The 22,881-nt window shown below is 61.8% G+C and carries 17 protein-coding genes; 5 read left to right on the top strand and 12 right to left on the bottom strand.

Translation table 11 applies throughout. The features are described 5' to 3' along the window. Nucleotides 1-22: 22 nt before the first annotated feature. Both HX803_RS10705 and HX803_RS10700 read left to right on the top strand, forming a co-directional pair. Entirely contained in the window at nucleotides 23-1,171 is a 1,149-nt protein-coding gene (locus HX803_RS10705; RefSeq protein ID WP_178920403.1) for an NAD(P)/FAD-dependent oxidoreductase, read from the top strand. Between the two features lie 191 nt (nucleotides 1,172-1,362). Beyond that, on the top strand, nucleotides 1,363-1,638 hold the full coding sequence (locus HX803_RS10700) for an HU family DNA-binding protein (RefSeq protein ID WP_003213368.1): 276 nt from the start codon (nucleotides 1,363-1,365) through the stop codon (nucleotides 1,636-1,638). Between the two features lie 112 nt (nucleotides 1,639-1,750). Here HX803_RS10700 and HX803_RS10695 read toward each other — a convergent pair whose 3' ends face one another. From HX803_RS10695 to tssA, 12 genes are all read right to left on the bottom strand, one after another. Beyond that, nucleotides 1,751-2,377, bottom strand: a complete 627-nt coding sequence (locus HX803_RS10695) for a hypothetical protein (protein ID WP_176994489.1) — start codon at nucleotides 2,375-2,377, stop codon at nucleotides 1,751-1,753. Then, nucleotides 2,374-6,798 carry an RHS repeat-associated core domain-containing protein gene (locus HX803_RS10690; protein WP_178920402.1) on the bottom strand — a complete coding sequence of 1,475 codons (4,425 nt, stop codon included), beginning with the start codon at nucleotides 6,796-6,798 and terminating at the stop codon, nucleotides 2,374-2,376. The genes HX803_RS10695 and HX803_RS10690 overlap by 4 nt, the downstream gene beginning before the upstream one ends. Nucleotides 6,799-6,810: 12 nt before the next feature. After that, entirely contained in the window at nucleotides 6,811-7,245 is a 435-nt protein-coding gene (locus HX803_RS10685) for a DcrB-related protein (protein WP_178920400.1), read from the bottom strand. Nucleotides 7,246-7,259: 14 nt separating this feature from the next. After that, entirely contained in the window at nucleotides 7,260-9,200 is a 1,941-nt protein-coding gene (locus HX803_RS10680) for a type VI secretion system Vgr family protein (protein ID WP_176994485.1), read from the bottom strand. Between the two features lie 155 nt (nucleotides 9,201-9,355). After that, nucleotides 9,356-12,034, bottom strand: coding sequence for a type VI secretion system ATPase TssH (gene tssH / locus HX803_RS10675; RefSeq protein ID WP_178920398.1), 2,679 nt, complete (start codon nucleotides 12,032-12,034; stop codon nucleotides 9,356-9,358). Continuing rightward, nucleotides 12,027-13,070, bottom strand: a complete 1,044-nt coding sequence (gene tssG / locus HX803_RS10670) for a type VI secretion system baseplate subunit TssG (protein ID WP_178920396.1) — start codon at nucleotides 13,068-13,070, stop codon at nucleotides 12,027-12,029. Before tssG ends, tssH begins: the two co-directional genes overlap by 8 nt. After that, on the bottom strand, nucleotides 13,034-14,893 hold the full coding sequence (gene tssF / locus HX803_RS10665; protein WP_178920393.1) for a type VI secretion system baseplate subunit TssF: 1,860 nt from the start codon (nucleotides 14,891-14,893) through the stop codon (nucleotides 13,034-13,036). Before tssF ends, tssG begins: the two co-directional genes overlap by 37 nt. Then, nucleotides 14,890-15,405 (bottom strand): type VI secretion system baseplate subunit TssE, encoded by a 516-nt coding sequence (tssE, locus tag HX803_RS10660; protein WP_005792513.1) that lies wholly within the window; start codon nucleotides 15,403-15,405, stop codon nucleotides 14,890-14,892. The genes tssF and tssE overlap by 4 nt, the downstream gene beginning before the upstream one ends. A 78-nt stretch (nucleotides 15,406-15,483) precedes the next feature. Next, nucleotides 15,484-15,972, bottom strand: a complete 489-nt coding sequence (locus tag HX803_RS10655) for a type VI secretion system tube protein Hcp (RefSeq protein WP_005792512.1) — start codon at nucleotides 15,970-15,972, stop codon at nucleotides 15,484-15,486. A 172-nt stretch (nucleotides 15,973-16,144) separates the two neighbouring features. Then, the gene (gene tssC / locus HX803_RS10650) at nucleotides 16,145-17,644 is read right to left on the bottom strand and encodes a type VI secretion system contractile sheath large subunit (protein WP_178920391.1); all 1,500 of its coding nucleotides are present in this window, start codon (nucleotides 17,642-17,644) and stop codon (nucleotides 16,145-16,147) included. Nucleotides 17,645-17,646: 2 nt separating this feature from the next. Further along, nucleotides 17,647-18,153, bottom strand: a complete 507-nt coding sequence (tssB, locus tag HX803_RS10645; protein WP_010207547.1) for a type VI secretion system contractile sheath small subunit — start codon at nucleotides 18,151-18,153, stop codon at nucleotides 17,647-17,649. Nucleotides 18,154-18,207: 54 nt separating this feature from the next. After that, nucleotides 18,208-19,227, bottom strand: a complete 1,020-nt coding sequence (gene tssA, locus HX803_RS10640) for a type VI secretion system protein TssA (RefSeq protein WP_178920389.1) — start codon at nucleotides 19,225-19,227, stop codon at nucleotides 18,208-18,210. 404 nt (nucleotides 19,228-19,631) lie between these two features. On the opposite strand from tssA, the gene tagH reads away from it, so the two are divergent. From tagH to tssK, 3 genes are read left to right on the top strand one after another with little or no spacing between them, the layout of a single operon-like run. Continuing rightward, a complete protein-coding gene (gene tagH / locus HX803_RS10635) occupies nucleotides 19,632-20,966 on the top strand; it encodes a type VI secretion system-associated FHA domain protein TagH (RefSeq protein ID WP_178920387.1) in 1,335 nt (444 codons plus the stop codon). Between the two features lie 51 nt (nucleotides 20,967-21,017). Beyond that, nucleotides 21,018-21,527 carry a type VI secretion system lipoprotein TssJ gene (gene tssJ, locus HX803_RS10630; protein ID WP_176994478.1) on the top strand — a complete coding sequence of 170 codons (510 nt, stop codon included), beginning with the start codon at nucleotides 21,018-21,020 and terminating at the stop codon, nucleotides 21,525-21,527. A gap of 18 nt (nucleotides 21,528-21,545) precedes the next feature. Next, on the top strand, nucleotides 21,546-22,880 hold the full coding sequence (gene tssK, locus HX803_RS10625; RefSeq protein WP_178920385.1) for a type VI secretion system baseplate subunit TssK: 1,335 nt from the start codon (nucleotides 21,546-21,548) through the stop codon (nucleotides 22,878-22,880). Nucleotide 22,881: the final 1 nt, after the last annotated feature.

Raw genomic sequence — 22,881 nt, 5'->3', positions numbered from 1 at the left:
ACCGTATTACAAGGAGAAAGGAATGAACGCACCTGTCGTGATCATCGGCACAGGATTGGCCGGTTATAACGTGGCCCGGGAGTTTCGCAAGCTCGACAGCGAGACCCCATTGCTGCTGATCACCGCAGACGACGGGCGCTCCTACTCCAAGCCCATGCTCTCCACCGGCTTTGGCAAGAACAAGGAAGCCGATGGCCTGAGCATGGCTGAACCCGGCGCGATGGCCGAGCAACTCAAGGCCGAAGTGCGCACCCACACCCGCGTCAGCGGCATCGACCCCGGCCACAAGCGCCTGTGGATCGGCGAGGAAGCAGTGGCCTACCGCGACCTGGTCCTGGCCTGGGGCGCCGAGACTGTGCGCGTGCCGGTCGAGGGCGACGCCGCTGAACTGATTTTCCCGATCAACGACCTCGAAGACTATGCGCGCTTTCGCGCGGCGGCTGCCGGCAAACGCCGGGTGTTGCTGCTCGGCGCCGGCCTGATCGGCTGCGAGTTTGCCAACGACCTGATCCTCGGTGGCTATGAGATCGACCTGGTGGCGCCCTGCGAGCAAGTCATGCCGACCCTGCTGCACCCGGCGGCCGCCGCTGCCGTGCAGGCCGGGCTCGAAGGGCTCGGCGCACGCTTCCACCTGGGCCCTGTGCTCAATCGCTTGCAGCGCACGGCGGACGGCCTGGAAGCGCACCTGTCCGACGGTGAAGTGGTGCACTGCGATCTGGTGGTCTCGGCCATCGGGCTGCGCCCGCGTGTCGACCTGGCGGCCGCTGCCGGCTTGCAAACCAACCGTGGGATCATGGTAGACCGCCATCTCAAGACCTCCCATGCCAATATCTACGCCCTGGGCGACTGCGCCGAGGTTGATGGCCTGAACCTGCTGTACGTGATGCCGTTGATGAGCTGCGCCCGTGCCCTGGCCCAGACCCTGGCGGGCAATGCCACGGCCGTCAGCTATGGGCCGATGCCGGTCACCGTGAAGACGCCGGTCTGCCCGCTGGTGGTATCGCCACCGCCACGGGGCACCGAAGGTGTGTGGAGCGTTGAAGGCCAGGGCGCCGACATCAAGGCCCTGTGCCGCGACGCAGGCGGGCGCCTGCTGGGTTACGCCCTGACCGGCACCGCCGTCATGGAAAAACTGGCCCTGAACAAAGAACTTCCGCCGTTGCTGGCGTAAATACCTGTCGTTCTGTCGGAATCAGCACGTTCTTACCCCTAGAAAGGTCGCCGCGAGACTGGCGGAGCGTGCGAGGGCATGCCATCCTCACTCCCGTCTGCCGCAGAGTAGAGCCTGCGGCGCCTTGGGCGCTGCTCCAGCAGAGAGCAGCACGGACATAACAACAAAAAACCGTCAAAGAGGCTTCACTTATGCGTAAACCAGAACTCGCAGCCGCCATCGCTGAAAAAGCGGATCTCACCAAAGAACAGGCCAACCGCGTCCTCAACGCCGTTCTCGAAGAAATCACTGGCGCCCTGCACCGCAAGGACAGCGTCACCCTGGTTGGCTTCGGCACCTTCCTGCAACGCCACCGTGGCGCCCGCACCGGTAAAAACCCGCAAACCGGTGAGCCTGTGAAGATCAAGGCCAGCAACACCGTTGCGTTCAAGCCGGGCAAGTCGCTCAAAGACAGCGTCAACCCGTAACAGCGACACCGTCTCGAAGGGAGGCGGGGCGGTAAAAGAATGGGCACGCCGACAGGGTCGGGTGCCCATTTTTTGTAGGCTGGAGAATGTCAGACCAGTAGTCACCTCCCGGTTACAACTCCCCCCAAGGATCGAATTTATAAGTGGCATCCAACGGTGTGAACGCTAGCCCAAAAAGCGCCTTGGATTCGAACATCGCCTTGAATTCAGCCGAACAGACCGTTTCGTTAATATCCGTGCATAGAAACAGGTGTTGATGAATACCTGGTTTTATCTTGAATGATTCGATGGACTCAAAAACGATAGCGGGTACATCACTTTCTTCTGGTGTCTTGAGTTTGCCGGTGTATTTGTCGCGGTCGATGGTGAATACCGAATGCTCAAGATCAAGCAGGCTGAGTCGGGCGGTCGGAACGAAAAGGTTGTAGCGTTTTTCAGGTGTTTTTTTTCCTTTTAACTCTATCTCGACCTGACGCGTGATATGAGGAATTTCGAGCGTTGCGCAGATGTTCAAGACGGCATCTGTCGCCAGCAACTCCTCAATCATGAGGTCCGCTTTCAACTCCTTGATCTTGGCCTTGACTTTATAAGCACTGGCAAACTGACTCTCATCCGGTGTTTCTGACGGGTAATGAAACTCCGGGACGCCAGGAGTCCAGTCCGACTCAAAGAAGCTGGGCGCATCCGCCCCGTTGGTGTGGTAGTTCACGATGAAGAAATCAGCGCTGGCGCCGGTCATAAAAGTCGTCCTGTAACTGCATCAGTTTTGAAGAGGCCATTCTGCAGCCCGCCGCTCGCCCATTTTTGGATGTTCGAGACTTCCAGTGCGAGGTCCATGTCAGATAACCCGGCTTGTTGTTTGTTCAAGCCCCTGAGCCTGTCCCTGACAGCATCGGTGTACTTGTTATGGTTCGACCAATGTCCAGGAAGCTGCGTTTTGGCGGCAAGGTCCTTTGATCCTGGCAGGAAAGCACCGTTGGAGGCGCCATCCGGATCCCAACCTATCTTTTTCAGCCTGGAGAACATTTTGCCGAACTCTTTGTGTTTGATCAGCTCCTCGGGTATCAGGTGATGGTTGGCCATACCGTCACCTTTGCGAGCCCCCATGTTCTTGCCTAGCTTCGTCGAGCACCAGCCCAGTGGGTCACTCCAGCCCAGAGGGTTGGGGGCGTACTGATAGAGGTTAATGCCACCCAGTAATCCAACCGGGTCTTCTGTAGTGAATCTGCCGATATCGGGGTCATAAAAGCGGAACGTGTTGTAGTGCAGTCCGGTTTCCCGGTCCAGATACTGGCCCTGGAAGCGAATATTCTGATCTTCCAGATAATAGGGTTCCCGTTCTTCACTAACGGTATTGCCCCACACCTGATAGATCGCTTTCCAGACGATGTTTCCATCGCTCTCGGTCAATTGCTCGGGCAAACCATTGAGGTCGTTGTGGTAATAACGGGTCTTCTTGTGCACGCCCAATCCATCGACTCGCGCCAAGGGCTCGTGTCCTTGATTGAGATAGACATAGAGGCTGCTGCGTTCATTTTGCGTCTCTGAGAGCAGTCGCAGACCGTCCCAAATGAAGCTGACTTGGCTCAAGGTATAACCATTGCGATCCTGTTCGGTCTTTTTGATACGCCGATCCAGCGCGTCGTAGGCCATCCGAACCACATGGCCCTTTTCATTGCGTACTTCTACCAGGCGGCTTTCGGCGTCATAGCTAAACCTTTGTACACCGTATCGCCCGCTGCGCTTTTCGATTACTCGGCCGAAGCCGTCATAGCGATAACGCTTGTCTTGAAAGCTGACCAACCTGTTGTGGAGCACCTTCCACTGGCTGGGGTGGACGCTGTCAAGCAAGTTGGCTGCTGCGTCATATGCAAAGGTCTCACGAGTGCCGTACAAAGAGTCTTGGCTCGCGATAAGGCGGTCTGTTGCGTCGTAATGAAACAGTTGTTGATGGCGCGCAGAGGACCGCTGATCCAGCTTTCCGATCAAATTGTCAGCCGGGTCGTACTCGAACTGTCTTTGCATATCGGGTGGCAGCAAGGCGGGCTGGCTGTCATGACGGCGTATGCGAGCACGTAAGCGGCCGACGGGGTCGTAGTCGCTGCGCGTACTAAGCTGACCCTGAGTGCGCAAGACTTCACGATGGAGTCGGTCACGCTCGAAGTCACTGATCACCTCGCCGTCAAGATTGATCTGGTGCAAATGACCGCTCCCGTAGTAGAGGCGGTTGAGCCAGCGGCCATCAGGTACTTGGGTTTGTATCAGGTTGCCGAGTTCATCATAGCGATGGTGAAGGCTGCCAGAGGCACTGTGTTCCTCAAGCAATTGGCCGAGCGCGTTGTAGGCAAAGCCAAGCCTCTGTTCAGCGCCCGACGCCTCCTTGAACGTGACGGCGCTGAGTTGGTTCAGTGGATCGTAGTGGTATTCGGTGCGGCCATCATCCGTGACTTTTGCGATCAGTCGTCCAACGGCGTCGCGTTCCAATTGATGAATGATCGGTGCTTCAGGTGCGCGGGGGACAATTGCGAGCCCGGTGCCATAAGGCGCTGGAGTGGACGTCACGCGGATCAGGTTGTCCAGCCCATCGTAGGCGTAGGATTTTGTGCCCCCGTCGAGGCCATGTTGCTGGATCATCCGATCACAGGCATCCCAGGTGAACCGATAGCGCTCACCATTTTCGTTGCTCAACGACTGTAGCCGGCCGAACGTGTCATAGCCCAGGCTAACCTGGCGACCCTGTGCATCCGTACGTTGGCAGACCTGGCCCCTGCGATTGTGCTGGTAAAGAGTCGTGTGCCCCGCAGGGTCTGTATGACCCAGCAGTAGGCCGGCACTGTCGCGCTGGAAATATTCGGTTCGACCGTCCGGAAATTGCTTGCTGATCAGCCGACCCTGGCGGTCATGCTGGAACTGCGTGCGTTCGCCCATTGCATTGGTAATCTCCTGCAAGTACCCGTGAGGGTCGTAGCCAAAGCGAGTCGGGAATCCCGAGCAATCCAAGTGGTCGGTCAGTTGCCCGAGCGTGTTCCATTTCAACTGTTTGCTTTTGCCGGTTGCATCTATGACCTCCACCACCAAGCCTTGTGCGTTATAGCGATAACGGGTCATATGGCCCAGCGGGTCGGTCTCGGCGACACAATTACCGCGTTGATCATAGCGATACTGCCACGTGTTACCGGCGGCGTCGGTTTGTGTGCGTGGCAGCGACCAATGCTCCAGCCAAAGTGTGGATACGCTACGCCCGAGTGGATCCGTCTCAGCCGTCAGGTTGCCGGACTCATCGTAGCTGTATTCGTAGCGCCCTCCTTGAGGGTCCGTAGCGCTCAGTAACTGACGCTCGTCGTTCCACTCGAATAGCCAGGTTTTATCCAGATTGTCGGTGAATGCGATTATCTGATGCTGGGCATTCCACTGACGAGTACTGACACGTTGCAGGCTGTCTGTGACGCGTGTGATGCCCTTTTGCAAGTCATACTCGAATTGGTAGGCGTCGCCCTCGTCGGTCCAGTGTCGTACCACTCGCCATTCAGTGTTGTCGATGTGGCCCCACTCATAAAAGCAGCGCAGACCGGTAGGGAGCTGGTGTTCAATCATCCTGCGACCGGCGTCGTACGCAAAGCGTCGCTGAACCTCGCCGGACGCGTTGCTTACTTGCGCCAATTCACCTATCGCGTTGTAGCGGTAGCTGACGAGAACCTCACGCGACTGGTCGGCGTACAGGCGTTCGATTCGCTCCAGGCGATCCTGGTCGTAAACCAGCTCAACCTGGACCTGGTTCGATGTGTCCCGCAGGCGCGCAATGCGGCCGTTCTCGTGGTAACCGACGAAAATCCGATTGTCATTGCGATCCCCCAACTGACTCAACCGAAGGTGCGTGGTCGAACCTGGTGTGAGATCGAAGAGGCGATACAACCCATCATCGCTCTCGATCAATAACTGACCGTTGTAATGGCGCCTGAAGCTCAGTACTTCTGCAGGGCTGAACATTGCGCTGCCTGGCACAAGCGAACCCAGGTTGATACGCCGCCCTTGCTCATCTGTATAGATCAGCTCTTCGCCGCCTTCAGGATGCATCAGGACTTCGACACTTACCTCATAGGCAACGCTCCAGCCCGCGCCGAAGAGCCCTGCTGTGCGTATATCGTGGCTGTTATAGACGCGCTGCCAGGCCATGGGCAACGCACCTGGCAGCACAAAATCCAATTCATTCGTGCCGCCCAGTATTTTGGCGCCTGTCGCGGTATGCACGGGGTTAAGTGAAGACATGGCGGCGTTTGTCATGGCGCCGATGGCCTGGCTCACGGCAAAGGAGCTGACACCGCCCAACAACATGCACGGCAAATTACTCAGCGTCTTGCCCTTGGCTCCTTTAAGCATCATTAATGCTTCAATCGCCAAGCCAACGCCGGGGGTCTTCCCGCTGCGAATTTCCTGCACCACCACCGTCCCACCACCAATGGTGACGTTTGGCGAGATCAGCCCCGATGACACCACCGTCGCCTCGCACATGCTGCGATCACCGCTGCGCACGGCGGGCTGGCCGTTGATGGTGACTTTGTCAGACCCTTCGGCCAGAAGCTGTGGCGGCATCGGCGGATGGCGGGCGCACAGGACCATGTCGGTGAGGGCCGGCACCACACCCGGTGCAGGCGTGGCGACGGTGGGCCGCCATAGCTGGGAGAAGAAACCCTCGGCCATGTCCAGGAAGCCAGGCTCGGGTTTTGGCTCGGGGTCGAGCTCCGGCGGCGCTTGCTCAAGCTCCGTACCAGCGGGCGCCACGTGCGAGGGAATGGAGCCCGCAGCCCGCGCAGCCGGAATGCCGTTGACGAAGGTGTCGGTCGAACCCACCGCAATCGTGGCTTCCACCACGGGCGGGAACAGCGCATTGGCGAAGCTCTCGCACATCTTACTGAGGCCCTTGTCGGCCCCCGTCTTGCTCATGGCCATGCCGACGACGATGCCCACCACCGCACCGAGGATGCAGCCGCCGATACCGGCGGTAGCAATTGTCACCCCCACGGCAGCCGCTACAGCTGCAGTCGCCAGCGCAGTAATCGCCACGTTGGCCGCCACCTCCAGCACGCCGCCGAGGATATCGGCCATCATGGAGGTGTGGGTCAGCGCATCGCCCATACGGGCTGCCCATAACGCGTCAGACATGCAGGCAGCTCATCAGGAAACAGCGTCGAACGATAGCGAGTGTTTGATCAACGCCCAATGCGCCGCCTCGGCATCCCCAAGCTTGTCGGCCTTCACGTAACTCAAGGCGAGCATCTTGCGCGTACCCGGTAGTACCAGCGCCAGTTGATACTGGAACACCTTGTCATTGCCCTTGTTGAATTGGCTGCGCAGCTCGATGCCTTCCACCTCTTGGGCCGCGCCCAAACGCACGTCGACACCGGGTTGATAGCGTAAATCCTGCACCTGTTTTTCCAGGCGCTGGAGTTGGTCATTGAAGTTGCTGTGCAGGGTTTCACCCTCGGCGAGCAGGCTGCGGCTGACGATCAGTGAAGTCCCCAGTTCCGGGAACTTGAGGATATTGATCGTCGCGTCCTGCAGCTCGCTGGCCGGCAGTTGGAACTGGAATTCGTTGATTCGATACGTCATGAAAGCAGGTCTCGTCAGGAGCTTTTAGGCGCGGGGAACGCGGCTTTGATATTGGCGTCGATGGCGCCTTTCTGGCCCTGGCCATCGGGCGTGGCGCCGGGGCCACCGCCGTTGTTCAAGTGCAGCACGCCGCCCGTGTTGAATTCGGCATCGCCGCTGGCATAGAAGCTGATTTGCACGCCGGTCAGGTTGATCTGCCCGCTGGCGTTCAACTCCAGAATGCTTTCGCCGCAGACCAGCCGCAGGTTTTCACCCACTTCGATGACATAGCTCTGGCTGATGCTATCGGTCTTGCGCTGGCCCACCGAGAGGATGTCTTCCTGCTTGACGATGCGCAGGCGGTTGTTGCCGATGGTCACCGTCTCGTTGTGGCCGATGCTCTTGTTGCGGTCATGCCCCACCGAGTGGCTCTCATCCACCTCCACCACAATGTCCTGGTTACGCTCGGCGTGGATATACAGCTGCTCCAGGCCCTTCTTGTCCTCCATGCGGATTTCATTGAAGTTGGCCGGCGTGCCGCCCTTGCTCGAACGGCTTTTCATGCCGCTCTGGGTCGCGTTTTCCGGCAGGTCGTAGGGCACGGTCTGCTCGGCGTTGTAGACGCGGCCGGTGATGATCGGCCGGTCGGGGTCGCCTTCAAGAAAGCTCACAATCACTTCCTGGCCGATCCGTGGGATCTGCATCGAGCCCCAGTTCTTGCCGGCCCAGGACTGCGACACACGAATCCAGCACGAGCTGTTTTCGTTGGATTGGTCATGGCGGTCCCAATAGAAATGCACCTTCACGCGGCCGTACTGGTCGGTCCAGATTTCCTCGCCCTTGGGGCCCACCACCAAGGCGGTTTGCGGGCCTTTGACGATAGGCCGGTGGGTGTTGGCCAGCGGGCGGAAGCTCTGTTGGGCGTCGATACAGGTGAGGCTGCTTTCAAACTGCGCCGAACCCGAGCCGCCGCCGCTTTCCAGGCTTTCCTGGACGATGTAGTAGCGGCAGCCGACGATCAGGTATTCGCGGTTCTGGTCCTGGCGGCTGAAGCCGGTGAGGCTGAACAAATGGCCGGAGCCCAGGCCTCGCGCATTGCCGCTGAACTCGATTTGTTCGTGCAAGGTTTGCAGGGCTTCGATGCGGGTGCGCGCGTAGTGTTCGCCGTCTTCGCTCTGCACGTAGGTGCCGGGGTAGTCGTACAGCGGGTAGTCGCCGGCGGTGTGCGGGCGCGGCATGGCGGAACGCACATCGATGCTGGCGCTGGGGCGTTGGAAGTCGTAGTCGTTGAGCTCCAGCGAGCCCGGCTGCACCTCGTGCGCCAGGTGCCAGTTATGCATGTGGTCACGTTCGCGCTGCTGCTCGTCCTTGGGGTAATACGGGATCGACGCGTAGCCGGGCACCGTGGTGTGGGCACCGTAGGCATCGGCCAGCACCAGCACATGGCGGTCCTGCTCATGGCGGAAGAAGTAGTAGATCCCTTCCTGTTCCATCAGGCGGCTGACGAAATCGAAACTGGTCTCGCGGTACTGCACGCAGTATTCCCACTCGCGGTACGGCCGGCTCAAGGCGTCTTCGAAATCGGAAAACCCCAGGTCGCGGAACACCTGCTTGATGATCTGCGGGATGCTCAGGTTCTGGAAAATCCGGCAATCGGAGGTGCGGCTGAGCAACCACAACCACGGGCGCAGGGTCACCTGGTAGCTGGCGAACTGGCCCTGGTCGATATTCTGGCTGCACCGCGCGACGATGCCGTGGAAGTGCCGCTCACCGCCATCCGCCAATTGCAGGCCCACACTCATGGGTTTGCCGAGCAATTGATTGAGGTCGATGTTGGCGTCCAGGGACGTCAGTTGCAGCTCATAGTTGAACAGCCTGCCCAGCTCTTCACCACCGCCCATTTCATTGAGCAGCAGCACATCCGGCCCGAGGGGGCTGGTGACTTTGGCCAGGCGTGAGGCTTGGTTGAATAGCATCGGTTAACCCGTAAATACCGTTTTCACTGACGGAACCGGATCAAATGTGGGAGCTGGCTTGCCTGCGAAAGCGGTGTATCAGTCAACATCAAAGTTGAATGTCAGACCGCTTTCGCAGGCAAGCCAGCTCCCACACTGACCGCATCCACCTTTAGTTACTCGACTTCGCTGAAGTCGTAGTGCAATTCGTTATCCCGGTTGCTGATCCGCACACCCGCCAACGCCTTGCCCTCCAGCATGCGCGTGAGGAACTCACGGCTCATGTCCGGCAGCAAACTGTTGGTGAGGAGGGTGTCGATCATGCGCCCGCCGCTTTCGGTCTCGGTGCACCGCGAGACGATCAGGTCGACCACCGCGTCGTCGTAGTCGAAGGCCACCTTGTGCGTACTCTCCACGCGCTTCTTGATGCGGTTGAGCTGCAGGCGGGTGATCGCCTTGAGCATCTCGTCGCTGAGCGGGTAATACGGAATGGTCACCAGGCGGCCGAGCAGCGCCGGCGGGAAGATTTCCAGCAGCGGCTGGCGCAGGGCCTTGGCGATCTCTTCTGGCTCCGGCACGTTCGCCGGGTCTTTGCACACATGGGAGATCAGCTCGGTACCGGCGTTGGTGGTGAGCAGGATCAGGGTGTTCTTGAAGTCGATCACTCGGCCTTCGCCGTCTTCCATCACGCCCTTGTCGAACACCTGGAAGAAGATCTCATGCACGTCCGGGTGGGCTTTTTCCACCTCGTCCAGCAGTACCACGCTGTAGGGTTTGCGTCGTACGGCTTCGGTCAGCACGCCGCCTTCGCCATAGCCGATGTAACCCGGTGGCGCGCCCTTGAGGGTCGACACGGTGTGGGCTTCCTGGAACTCGCTCATGTTGATGGTGATGACGTTCTGCTCGCCGCCGTACATGGCTTCGGCCAGGGCCAGGGCGGTTTCGGTCTTGCCCACGCCGGAGGTGCCGGCCAGCATGAACACGCCAATCGGCTTGCTCGGGTTGTCGAGGCCGGCGCGGGAGGTCTGGATGCGCTTGGCGATCATCTGCAGGGCATGGTCCTGGCCGATGATGCGTTTTTTCAGGTGCTGGTCGAGGTTGAGCACCGTCTCCAGTTCGTTGCGCGCCATGCGACCCACCGGAATGCCGGTCCAGTCGGCGACCACCGAGGCCACGGCCTGGTAATCCACGGTCGGTAGGATCAGCGGGGTTTCGCCTTGCAGGGCGCTGAGGCGCTGTTGCAGGTCGACCAGTTGGGCACGCAGTTCGTCGCTCTCGTTATTACCAGCAGCGCTATCCACCACGCCTGCGTTTTCACGCAGCGTTGCACGGGTGGCGAGCAGTTCGTCCACCAGCGCTTTCTCTTCAGCCCAGCGGCTTTCCAGGGTCGCCAGGCGCTCACGCTCAGCACTCAACAGCGCGTCGGTCGTGGTCTGGCGCGCGCCAATCGCAATGCCGATGGCATGCTCGCGGGCGATGATTTGCAGCTCGGTTTCCAGCGCCTCGATGCGGCGGCGGCTGTCGTCCACTTCGGCCGGCACCGCGTGCAGGCTGATGGCGACGCGGGCGCAGGCGGTGTCCAACAGGCTCACGGATTTGTCCGGCAACTGGCGCGCCGGGATGTAACGGTGAGACAGTTTCACCGAGGCTTCCAGCGCTTCGTCGAGGATCTGCACCTGGTGGTGTTTTTCCATGGTCGACGCCACGCCGCGCATCATCAGCAGCGCCTTGTCTTCCGACGGCTCGGCCACTTGTACCACCTGGAAGCGGCGGGTCAGGGCCGGGTCTTTCTCGATGTGCTTCTTGTACTCGGCCCAGGTGGTTGCGGCCACGGTGCGCAAGGTGCCGCGTGCCAGGGCCGGCTTGAGCAGGTTGGCCGCATCGCCCGTACCCGCAGCACCACCGGCACCCACCAGCGTGTGCGCTTCGTCGATGAACAGGATGATCGGCTTGGGCGACGCCTGCACGTCTTCGATGACCTGGCGCAGGCGCTGTTCGAACTCGCCTTTCATGCTGGCGCCGGCCTGCAACAGGCCCACGTCCAGGCTGCGCAGCTCCACGTCTTTCAGGGCGGGTGGTACGTCACCGGCAACGATACGCAGGGCGAAACCTTCGACCACGGCCGTCTTGCCCACGCCGGCTTCACCGGTGAGGATCGGGTTGTTCTGGCGGCGGCGCATGAGGATGTCCACCAATTGGCGGATTTCTTCATCACGGCCAACGATCGGGTCGAGCTTGCCGCTGCGCGCTTGTTCGGTCAGGTCCACGGTAAAGCGCTTGAGGGCTTCCTGCTTGCCCATCGCGCTCGGCGCCATGGCCCCGCTGGCTTCGCCCGGTACGGCGCCGGCATTGAAACCGTCGCTGGCGCTCAGCGCGTTCTCCGGCGAGTCGCCGACGTACTCGTCAAAGCGTTCGCTCAGGGCCTCGGCCTTGATCTTGTCGAACTCCGACGACAGGCCCAGCAATGCATGGCGCAGGCTTGGCGTCTTGAGGATGCCGAGCACCAGGTAGCCGGTACGCACCTGGCTTTCGCCGAACATCAGGCTGCCGTAGACCCAACCGCGCTCCACGGCTTCTTCCACATGGGACGACAAGTCGGTGATCGAGGTTGAGCCGCGCGGCAGGCGGTCCAGGGCTTCGGTGAGGTCACGGGCCAGGCGCGCCGGTTCCACGTTGAACTGGCGGATGATGCGGTGCAGGTCCGAGTCCTGCAGTTGCAGCAACTGGTGAAACCAGTGGGCCAGTTCCACATACGGGTTGCCCCGCAGTTTGCAGAACACGGTGGCGGCTTCGATGGCCTTGTAGGCCACGCTGTTGAGTTTGCCGAACAGTGCGGCGCGACTGATTTCACCCATGCTCTGGATTCCTTGAGGTGGTGGCCTGATCGGCGTAATGCCGGGCCAGGATTAGGTCGTTGGCGTCTCGCTCGGGCTGGCCAAGCCAGGTGTTGAAGCCCAGGCGGAACCTGCCGTTGAGTTGCAGCGCCGGGACTTCGGGTTGTTGCAGGACCAGGTTCAGGTCCCAGTCCAGTTCATGGCCCAGGTACTCGGCCACCCACGCCACCAGCTCGTTGAACGGCTGCTGGCCGGGCAGCATGCTCATGTAGTCATCAAGCTTGAGCGGGCCCAGGCGGATGCGGAATTTGTGCTGGCGGTCCCACACGAAGCTGCCCAGGCAAAAGTCCACGCCCAAGCGGTTGGCGCTCACGCTGACGCGGCTGCGCTCGGGCAGTTCGAGCCATTGGCCGACGTACTCTTCGATCTGCACCGGCAGGCCGAAATACTCGCCGAGAATGGCTTTCAGGCCGTCCGGGTAGCGGGTTTGCGCCGACAGGTGGCCGCTGTAATGCAGCTTCGCGGTATCCGGGATGAGCCCCTGGTTGAGCAGGCTCGGCATGCCGCGTCCACTCAGAGCGGCGAGGCGTGCCGACCAGTAGTCATCGTCCGGTCGGTCATGGCTGACTGTCGGCCGCGCCTCGGCCCAGGCCCGATAGAACAGGCTGAGCAGGCGATGGTGGAACACATCCAAAAACTGTTTGCTGGTGCTGTCGGCGTTGTTGCGCTGACGTTCGCGCACGTACTCGGTGATGTGCAGCGGTAGCGGGCCGTTGGGGCCGCCAAGGCCGAAGAAGAACTGCTCCAGGCGCGCCGGCTTGCCGTCACCACCGGGGTCGACCGACGCCAGGGTGGCCGGGGCAAAGGTGCAATCGGCCTGCTGGCCCAGGCGCAACGGGTCATCGGCCAGGCGCAGGGAATGGCCCAGGCGGGGCAGCTCCGGCGATTCGCACTCGAGACGGCGCAGCGCCTGGAAGAAATCGTATTCCCAGGGTTCCTGATGCATCGCATCCAGTGTGTTCACAGGGTCGGACGCCGTCCGGGCTTGGCTTTCCATCGCATGATCTCGCCGCGTTCGGTGGTACGGATCACCGTCTCGGTAAAACTGTTGATCGACACGTAGCGCGCCAGGAAACGTTCCAGCACGGCACCGAGCAGGAACACGCCGGTGCCGCGAAACGCGTTTTCATCGAATTCCAAGGTGATTTCCAAGCCACGGCCAAACACGATCGGGCCGGGCATCGGCAGGCGCCGGGTCACGGCCTTGCTGCTGACTTCACGCAGGCCTTCGATCTGCAATTGCAGGGCGGCGTCGTTGCTGTCGCCGTACAGGCGCAGCAGTTCGCGCAAGGCACCGGCGCCCTGGCCTTGCTCGCTCAACGACAAATAGTTGAGCGAGAGTTGGCTGATCAGGCGCCAGGCCTTGGCGTCATGGGCATGGCTGGCACGTGGCCGACTCGGGCCGGCCACGCAGCGCACGGCCAATACCGGTGCGCTGTCGGCCAGGGTGAAGTCGGTCTTGCCATTGCCCACGCTCATGAACAGCGGCAGGTCGCGGTTGGTGCACAGCGCGGTCACGCCGAGCTGGCGCAGGTCGTGGCCGTAGGGGGCCTGCCGGCTGTCGACCAGGCTGACAAAGGTCTCGCTGCCCACATAGGTCGAGCGCGGGCCGTTGCGGCGCTGGTCGCTGGACAGCACACGCGGCTCACGGCGCACGGTGTAGTAGGCCTGGTCGCGGCCGTACCGCGACGGGTCGCGCACCGCGTAGAACGGCAAGAATGGTTGCTCCGGCCCGGTGCCGTGGCCGGTGATGCCGCTCAACGAGTGAATCTCGAAATCCATCGGCCGTGTGCGGTCGGCGATTACATGGTGTTCGTTGACCCGGTCAGACAAGTGGATACGGTCCACCCGCTTGGGAAACAGGTTGATCGCCGGCGTGCAGAACGGCAGGAACTGCGCCGCGCCGACGCTGCCTTCCAGGCTCGGCTCGTGGCGGTCAAACAGCACGATCAGTTCCAGCTCCTGGCCGTCGCAGCGCTTGACCGCACGGCTCAGTTCGGCGAACTCGACGAACAGGAAGCGGTGGGGCAGGGCGAAGTATTCCTGCAGCAGGCGATAGCCCTGGAACGCTCGTGCGACAACGGGCATGGCGGCGTCGGCATCGTCGAAGCCGCGGGAGCGCAGCGCATCCTGGGGCAGGCGCTCGACCCAATCGCCCCCCGGCTTGCGTGCGAACACTGCGCAGGCATTGCCCAGCAGTTGCTCATAGAGGCGAAACGGCTGCTCGTCGGCGCCGCTGAGGTACAGCGGCAGGCTGTCGAGGTCGAGGCTGTTGAACGGCAATTCGGCGCCCGTGCGCAGGGTCAGGCGCAAGCCGGCCTTGGCTTTCGGCTCGCTGGCGGCCAGACGCCCGAGCACGGCAGCGGGGTTACCGAAGTATTCGGCATTGGCCACTTGCAACGGCCACAACGTCACCGGGTGGGCAGTGCGGTACTCGCAGCAGGTCTGGGTTTCGCGGCCCAACGCGGCCCGCAATACACTGTCGCGGGGCAACGGAAACCCACTGGCCAGGGAGCCTTCGTCCGGGTCGGTCTGCAATTGCACCACGGTCATCGACGGCGTCGGCGCCAGGTAGTGCGGGTAGGCGATTTCCAGCAGGTTGTGGGTGAAGGTCGGGTACTCGGCGTCGAGCTTGAGCTGCACGCGGGCGGTGAGGTAGGCAAAACCTTCGAGCAAACGTTCGACGTACGGGTCGGCGCAGTCCATGCCGGACAGGGTCAGCCGACTGGCGATCTTCGGGTATTCCTTGGCGAACTCGGCGGCGCTTTCGCGCACGTGGTGCAGTTCCTGGTTGTACAGCTCCAGCAGGCGCGGGTTCATGGGCGTCTCCGCTGGTCGGCATTGACCACGCGCACGTGGCCTGACTCCAGGTCGAGGTCGGTTTGCAGCAGCAGGCGCAACGGCACCGGCTGTGCCCACAGGTCGCCCTCGATCTCGAAACTCAGCGCGTTGTGGTTCATCTCGCCATGGCCGACGCGGGCTTTGACGCGCAGGGTGTGGCGCAGAATACGTGGCTCAAAGGTGGCGATGGCCTGGTAGATCAGGGCTTCGAGGGCCTTGATGTCCACGCTGGAAACACTGTTGCCCGCCAGTGCCGGCAGGCCGTAATTGACCACCGACGTACCGGCCGGGGTGTGCAGTGTGGCATCGGCATCGAGCAACGACGTGGTGTTGAGCAGCCACGCCAGGTCACGCAGCACCGAGGCTTTCAATTGGGTCAGGGATAGCACGCGTTTATCGGCGCTTTCCTTGGGATTGGTCGGATCGTCGTCGGTCAACCGGTCCAGCAGGGACGGTTGCAGACGGTCGCGGGAAGCGATTTCAGTGACCACCAAAGCGGCTCCACGGACGGGGTTTGAGAGGGGCAAGTGGGCTGTGGCCGTGGCGCGAAGCCACGGCCTCAAGGGCTATCAGCGCTTGGTGTTGGAACGGATGTTCCAGCCAAACTTGATCGCGCCGCCGTCTTTGGTGCCGTCGGCTTTCTGCGGCTGGTAGTCGACCATCACTTGGGCAAAGTTCAGGGTGACGTTCTCGGTCAGGCGGTCATCGGTGCCCGAACCGCCGGTGCTCAGGGACGTCACCAGCACTTCTTCCAGGTTGATCACCATGTACTCGACCTGGCTCTCGCCACCGGCCTTGCGCACGGTCAGCTTGACCTTGTCGATGTGCTTGCCGCTGGCGCAGTGCATCATCAGGTTCGGCGAGGCCTTGTCGACGTACTTGGTCAGCGACAGGTCCTGGATATTCACCTTGCCCGCGCCGCCGCCACCGCCCACATGCATGTTGCCGGACTGGGCCATGCCCCAGCTCCAGTTCAGCACGTCGATTTCGTCCTTGTGGGCCTTGTCCATGGACTCGCCCTTGATGTCGCCGATCTTGATGAAAATATCAACAGCCATGTTTTCTCCCTGTGTGGCCCAGGCCACGAAATTTGGTTAAGCCCAAGGGGGCTTTGCTTTTCTGTGGGAGCTGGCTTGCCTGCGATGGCATCACCGCGGTCTGCCTGCCGGACCGCGCCGCCTGCATCGCGGGCAAGCCCGGCTCCCACAGAAGAGCCGGTTCAACAGCTACTTACGCGCTCTTGGCCGAGGGCAGCTTCGATACCAGGCGCAGCGACACCGTCAGCCCTTCAAGCTGGTAGTGCGGGCGCAGGTAGAACTTGGAGTTGTAGTACCCCGGGTTGCCTTCGACTTCTTCCACGATCACTTCGGCCGCCGCCAACGGGTGCTGGGCCTTGGTGGTTTCGGTGGAGTGCGCAGGGTCACCGTCCACGTAGTTGAGGATCCAGTCCTGCAACCAGCGCTGCATCTCGTCCTTCTCTTTGAAGGAACCGATCTTGTCGCGCACGATGCACTTCAAGTAGTGAGCGAAACGGCAGGTGGCGAACAGGTACGGCAGGCGCGCGGCCAGGTTGGCGTTGGCAGTGGCGTCCGGGTCGTCGTATTCGGCCGGTTTCTGCAGCGACTGGGCGCCGATGAACGCGGCGAAGTCGGTGTTTTTCTTGTGCAGCAGCGGCATGAAACCGTTCTTGGCCAGTTCCGCTTCGCGGCGGTCGCTGATGGCGATTTCGGTCGGGCACTTCATGTCCACGCCACCGTCATCGGTCGGGAACGTGTGGGCCGGCAGGTTTTCCACTTCACCGCCCGATTCCACGCCACGGATGCGCGAGCACCAGCCGTAGTGCTTGAACGAACGGTTGATGTTCACTGCCATCGCGTAGGCGGCGTTGGCCCAGGTGTACTTGGAGCTGTCGGCGCCGTCGGTGTTTTCTTCGAAGGCGAAGGCTTCCACCGGGTCGGTCTTGGCGCCGTACGGCAGGCGCGCCAGGAAGCGCGGCATGGTCAGGCCGATGTAGCGCGAATCTTCCGATTCACGCAGCGAACGCCAGCCGGCGTATTCCGGGGTGGTGAAGATCTTGGTCAGGTCGCGCGGGTTCGACAGTTCCTGCCACGAGCCCATGCCCATCACGGTTGGCGAAGCAGCGGCGATGAACGGGGAGTGCATGGCGGCGCAGACTTTCGACAGCTCGCCCAGCAGCTCCACGTCGGGAGGCGACTGGTCGAAGTAGTAGTCGCCCACCAGGCAGCCGTAAGGTTCGCCACCGAACTGGCCGTATTCTTCTTCGTACATCTTCTTGAAGATCGGGCTCTGGTCCCACGCGGTGCCCTTGAATTTCTTCAGGGTCTTGTGCAGGTCCGGTTTGGAGATGTTGAGCACGCGGATCTTGAGCTGCTCATCGCTCTCGGTGTTGTTGACCAGGTAGTGCAGGCCACGCCAGGCGCTTTCCAGCTGCTGGAAATCCTGGTGATGAATGATCTGGTTGACCTGGGCGGTCAGCTTGGCGTCGATGGCGGCGATAATCGACTCGATCGACTTGATCGCGTCATTGGACACCAGGTCGGTTTGCGCCAGGGCCTGTTCGGCCAAGGTGCGCACGGCGGTTTCCACGGCTTCGCGGGCACGCTCGGTCTTGGGCTTGAACTCTTGCAGCAGCAGGTTCGCGAATTCGCTGGCTTCTTCGGTCTGGGTACCCAGGATCTGGGAGCCTTCGCGGGCGGTATTGTCGGTCATGATTACTGGTCCCCTGCAGGCTTCGGCGCGCTGGCAAGTGCCTGGAGCAGTGCCGGGTCCTTGATCGCCTTCATGATGATTTCTTCAGCGCCGGTCTTGCCGTCCATGTAGGTCAGCAGGTTGGCCAGCTGGGTGCGGGCTTCGAGCAGTTGGTTCAGTGAGTCGACCTTGCGGGCCACGGCGGCCGGGCTGAAGTCGTCCATGCTCTCGAAGGTGATGTCCAGGCTCAGGTTGCCTTCACCGGTCAGCTCGTTGGGCACGTGGAACGCCACGCGCGGCTGCATGGCCTTGAGGCGCGAGTCGAAATTGTCGACGTCCACTTCAAGGAACTTGCGGTCGGCCACGGGCGCGAGCGGCTCGGCAGGCTTGCCGGCGAGGTCGGCCATCACACCCATCACGAAGGGCAGCTGGACCTTTTTCTCGGCGCCGTAGAGCTCGACGTCGTACTCGATCTGCACTCGAGGCGCACGGTTGCGCGCGATGAATTTCTGAGAACTTTGCTTCGCCACGTTGCTGCTCCTGGTCGCTTGAGCGACGGTGTTGTTACTGCACGTTGGCGCGGCTTACTCGCCGTCCGGACCGCGCAGGTTTTCAAATTGGGACATGCCGTCGGGAATCAGGTTGCGCACGATGGCCGCGAAGTCGGCGTGCACCAGATGCTTCGCCCGGTTCAACAGCACCGGCAGCGGGCTCGAAGGCTCGTGACGGGTGTAGTACGCAAGGATCTTGTCGAGGCTGCGCAGCACGTCGTCGCGGCTGGCGATATCGCCGACCGGACGCTGTACTGCGGGGGCGGCAGCGAAGTCGGCCGAGGGGGCATTGTCGTCACTGACGGCCTCGGGTTCGCTGCTGCTGTCGGTGCCGGGCACCGCTTGGTTGAGTATCTGCAGCGCTTGCTTGAGCGGCTGCTTCAGGGCACTGAGGTCCACGCCCTGGGCGGAACCGACTTGATCGTTGACCTGTTGCTCGATGGCTTCGCAGGCCGCGCGCGCGGCGCTCAAGGCATCGCGGGTGGCTTGCAGTTGCTCGGGGTCGCTGTCGAGGAAGGCGGCGTTGAGCTGCTGGGCGCCCAGTTGCTCATCGGCAAAGCTCTGCAGGCCGCTGGCGTTGAGCGCGGCGCGCAGGCTCACGGGGCCGAAGGTGCGCGAGCGCGTGAGGATGCTTTCGCGCAGCAGGCGGATGTTCGTGTCGCAGGTCAGGCCGGTGAGGGCGTTGATGCGCACGGTGGGGTCGTTATCGTCGTCGGCGTCCAGGCGCGGGTGCAGCTCGGCCCAGTAGTCGCGCAACAGCGCGTTGATCAGCGAAAGGGCTTCGGCCAGCCCGGCAACGCCTTGCAGGGCGAGCGAGCTTTGCACCAGAAAGTGGGTGATGCGCAGGTCTTTGCTGCGCGCCAGCAGGTCGAGGCTTTGCTGCTGGATGCTGCGCCATTCCGGAGGTTCGGCGGGCAGGATCGAGTCGCCCATGCTGCGCTCGGGCTGACCCTTGGCGGCACGCTCCAGGTGGAGAAAGTCCGCGTCATATTCCATGTCTTCGCCACAGGGCGAAGTCGCGGAAACGGCGGTGAGCAGCAACGGCACATCCACTGAAATTGATCTCCCTATCAGCCCGTTAGATGGCGGGCAATGCATGCATTAGTTGCGCGAGGAACTAGGCATGTTTTCTTGGTCATATTGGAACTTTGAACTCAAGTTGATTTCAAAGTGCCATCACTGGTATTCAAGAAGTTGTGCATTTTTGGTGTAGTACTTATGCCTTGTCAAGGTAAGCTATTCGCCCTCTGTGACAGATGTGCGGTGCTTAACAACCTGCGCGACTGATGGGTCTGGTGGCGCACCAGGACAGGATTTTTGTCATAGAGGCCAGTTAAGATCAGCGATCATGCTGACAAAAGCAGGTTTTTAAGGTCGATTGCACGGCCTGGTGGGGATCTCCCGGGAAACGCTGTCCTGGGAGCCGACCGCGCGCGAAGTATCAGCAAGGAGGCAAGATGTCGCTGTGTTTGACTATCACTAGTTATCACAAGATTACCCCTGGGCAGTGTCCGGAAAAGTCCTTGAACCAGGGCTCGATGGCTATTGGCCGCAGCTCGGATAATGACTGGGTATTGCCTGATCCTGAGCGTCTGGTTTCTTCGCAACACTGTGTTATTCAATACAAAGATGGCCGTTATTATTTAACCGATAACAGCACCAACGGCGTGGAGTTGGTCAACGCCGGTATTCGTTTGCGCCGGGGCAACAGCGAGCCCCTGCAGGACGGCGAGCTGATCCGTATCGGCGATTACGAGATCCAGGCCCGCATCGACTTCAATGTGCAGGCCGTCGACAGCCAGCCGTTTGTCGGGGACTCACCCAACAGCTTCGAAGCACTGATGGGGGCCGTGGTGAACACGCCCACGCCGGCCCCCGTGCCGGTGATCGCCCCGCAATTTCAGGGCGCGTCCTCGATGGACACCTTGCCCGACCTGTTCGACTTCCTCAGCCCCACCGCCGTGCCGCCGCCGACCGTGGCGGACCATGTGCCTTCCGAGCAGCACGATTTCCGCCCACCGACGCCCGTGGCAGTCCCAGTGGTCGAAAAACCCGTGGTGTCCGGCTCGGTGATCCCCGAGGACTGGGACCTGTTCGGCGACACGCCCGCGCCCGCGCCTGTGGTGGCCACGCCCGTACCAGTCGCCACACCTGAGCCGCCCCCTGCGCCCGTCATCGCGCCGCCGGTGCTTGCCGATACCGCGCAGCCCGACCTGCTGCAAGCCTTCCTGCGCGGTGCCGGCCTGGACCAGCTGCGCCTGGACAAGGCCGACGCCTGCGCCCAGATGGAAAACATCGGCCGCAGCTACCGCCTGATGGTCGAAGGCCTGATCGATGTGTTGCGTGCCCGGGCCAGCCTCAAGGGCGAGTTCCGCATGCAGCAGACGATGATCCAGCCCGCTGAAAACAACCCGTTGAAATTCGCCCCGAATGCCGATGAAGCCTTACTGCTGCTGCTTCGCCACGGCAACCAGGCGTTCATGGCGCCGGACGCAGCAGTGCGCGACAGTTTCGACGACTTGCGCGCTCACCAGTTGGCGGTAATGGCCGGGGTGGAAGCGGCCATCAAGCACCTGCTCAAGCGCTTTGAACCGGCCCAGCTGGAAGAGCGCATGGGCAAGCCGGGCGGGCTCTCCAGCCTGTTCAACGGTTCGCGCCAGGCCCAGTACTGGCAACAGTTCACCGAGCTCTACAGCAATATTTCCCGCGAGGCCCAGGAAGACTTCCAGGACCTGTTCGGCCGCGAATTCAGCCGAGCCTACGAAGAACACAGCGCCCGACAGCGACGCTGACACGCAGTACATGGATTAACGGATAGCTAAGTACGTCATTGAGGACGCAGGATGATTCCCAGGTTTTTACTCGCAGCCGCCACGGCGCTTCTGCTGACGGCGTGTGCCACGGACGCCGCCAAACCCGACGCACCGGCCGAGGCTGAAGCCGACACCGCTGCCGTCGAATTGCACTTCCACGCGATTGCCGGACTCAACCCCGGTGCCAACGGCCAGGCGGCACCGGTGCGGGTGCGCATCTTCGAGCTGAAAAACGCCGCCACCTTCGGCCGTTCCGATTACTTCGCCCTGGCCGACCGTGCGCAATCCACCCTCGGCCTGGACCTGCTGGACCAGGACGAAGTGATGGTGCAGCCCGGCCAGCAATTGAGCATTCAGCGTGACCTCGACCCGTCCACCCGCCAGATCGGCTTGCTGGTGGGTTACCGCGAGCTTGATCGCGCGCAATGGCGCACGGTGATCAATGTGCCGGCGCGCCAATACACCGAATACCAGATCAGCCTCGATGTGCGTGCCGTGCGCGCCGACGTCGTGGTTCCCCCATCCAGCCCTGCCAGATAAGAAGCAATCGGAGCCCCCATGTCCTGGAACAATCGCGTGGTCTGGTCGGAAGGCATGTTCATCGGAACGCAGCACTTCCAGCAGCATGACCGTTACCTGGAAAACCTCATCGATGCCCGCAGCCGCCCGTTGTCGGCAGGCAGCTGGGGTTTTTCCGAATTGCTGATCGACCAGGGCCTGCTGGCCCAGGGCAAGCTGGCCATTGTGTCTGCACGCGGCCTGTTGCCCGACGGCACACCGTTCAATATCCCCCAGGACGACCTGGCGCCGAGCCCACTGAACATCGACGACAACCTGCGTGACGGTCTGGTGTACCTGGCCTTGCCGCTCAAGCGTGCAGGCGCCCGCGACACGGTCGACGAGGGCGAAGCCCTTGGCGCCGCGCGCTATGTGAGCCAGGTGCGCGAAGTGCGTGATGACAACGCGCCGTTCGAAAACCGCGCGCCGGTGGCCGTGGGTTCCCGGGCCCTGCGCCTGTTGACCGCCCAGGACGGCATCAGCGATTACGCCGCCGTGGGCCTGGTGCGCATCAAGGAAAAACGCGCCGACCGTGCGCTGGTGCTCGACGACACCTATATCCCGCCGGTGCTCGACGTGGCCGCCAGCAAACCGCTCACGGCGTTCCGCAGCGAACTGCTGGGCCTTTTGCACCAGCGTGGCGAAGCCCTGGCCGGCCGCGTGGTCGCCTCGGGCGCCGGTGGCGCGTCGGAGATTGCCGACTTCATGCTGCTGCAATTGGTCAACCGCGCCCAGCCGCTGATCCAGCATTTCAGCCAGTTGAGCCCGTTGCACCCGGAGCGTTTTTTCAGCGAGCTGGTGAGCCTGGCCGGCGAATTCTCCACCTTCTCCACCACCGGCCGGCGCCCCCAGGAATACCCGCACTACCAGCACGACGACCTGGCCTTGAGCTTTGCCCCGGTGATGGCGGCGCTGCGCGAGGCCCTGTCGATGCTGATCGACAGCAAGGCCACGCCGATCCCGATTGTCGAGAAAGCCTACGGCATCCACGTGGCGATGCTGGCCGACAAGACCCTGATCGACAGCGCCAGCTTCATCCTCGTGGTACGCGCCGATGTGCCCGGCGAAACCCTGCGCGCGCGCTTCGGCCAGCAGAGCAAGGTCGGCTCGGTGGAACACATCCGCGACATGGTCAACCTGCAACTGCCGGGCATCGGCCTGCTGCCGTTGCCGGTGGCGCCACGGCAGATCCCCTACCACGCCGGCTCCACCTATTACGAACTGGACCGGGGCAGCGAGCACTGGCAGCAGTTGAGCAATTCCGGTGGGTTTGCCTTCCACATCGCCGGGCAGTTCCCGGGCTTGAACCTGGCCTTCTGGGCGATCCGAGGATAAT

Source organism: Pseudomonas sp. P7548 (genome assembly GCF_013386585.1).
In the GTDB taxonomy this organism is placed as follows: Bacteria; Pseudomonadota; Gammaproteobacteria; order Pseudomonadales; family Pseudomonadaceae; genus Aquipseudomonas.
The sequence above is the reverse complement of the archived record's forward strand: the minus strand, read 5'-3'. Positions and strand labels throughout refer to the sequence as shown.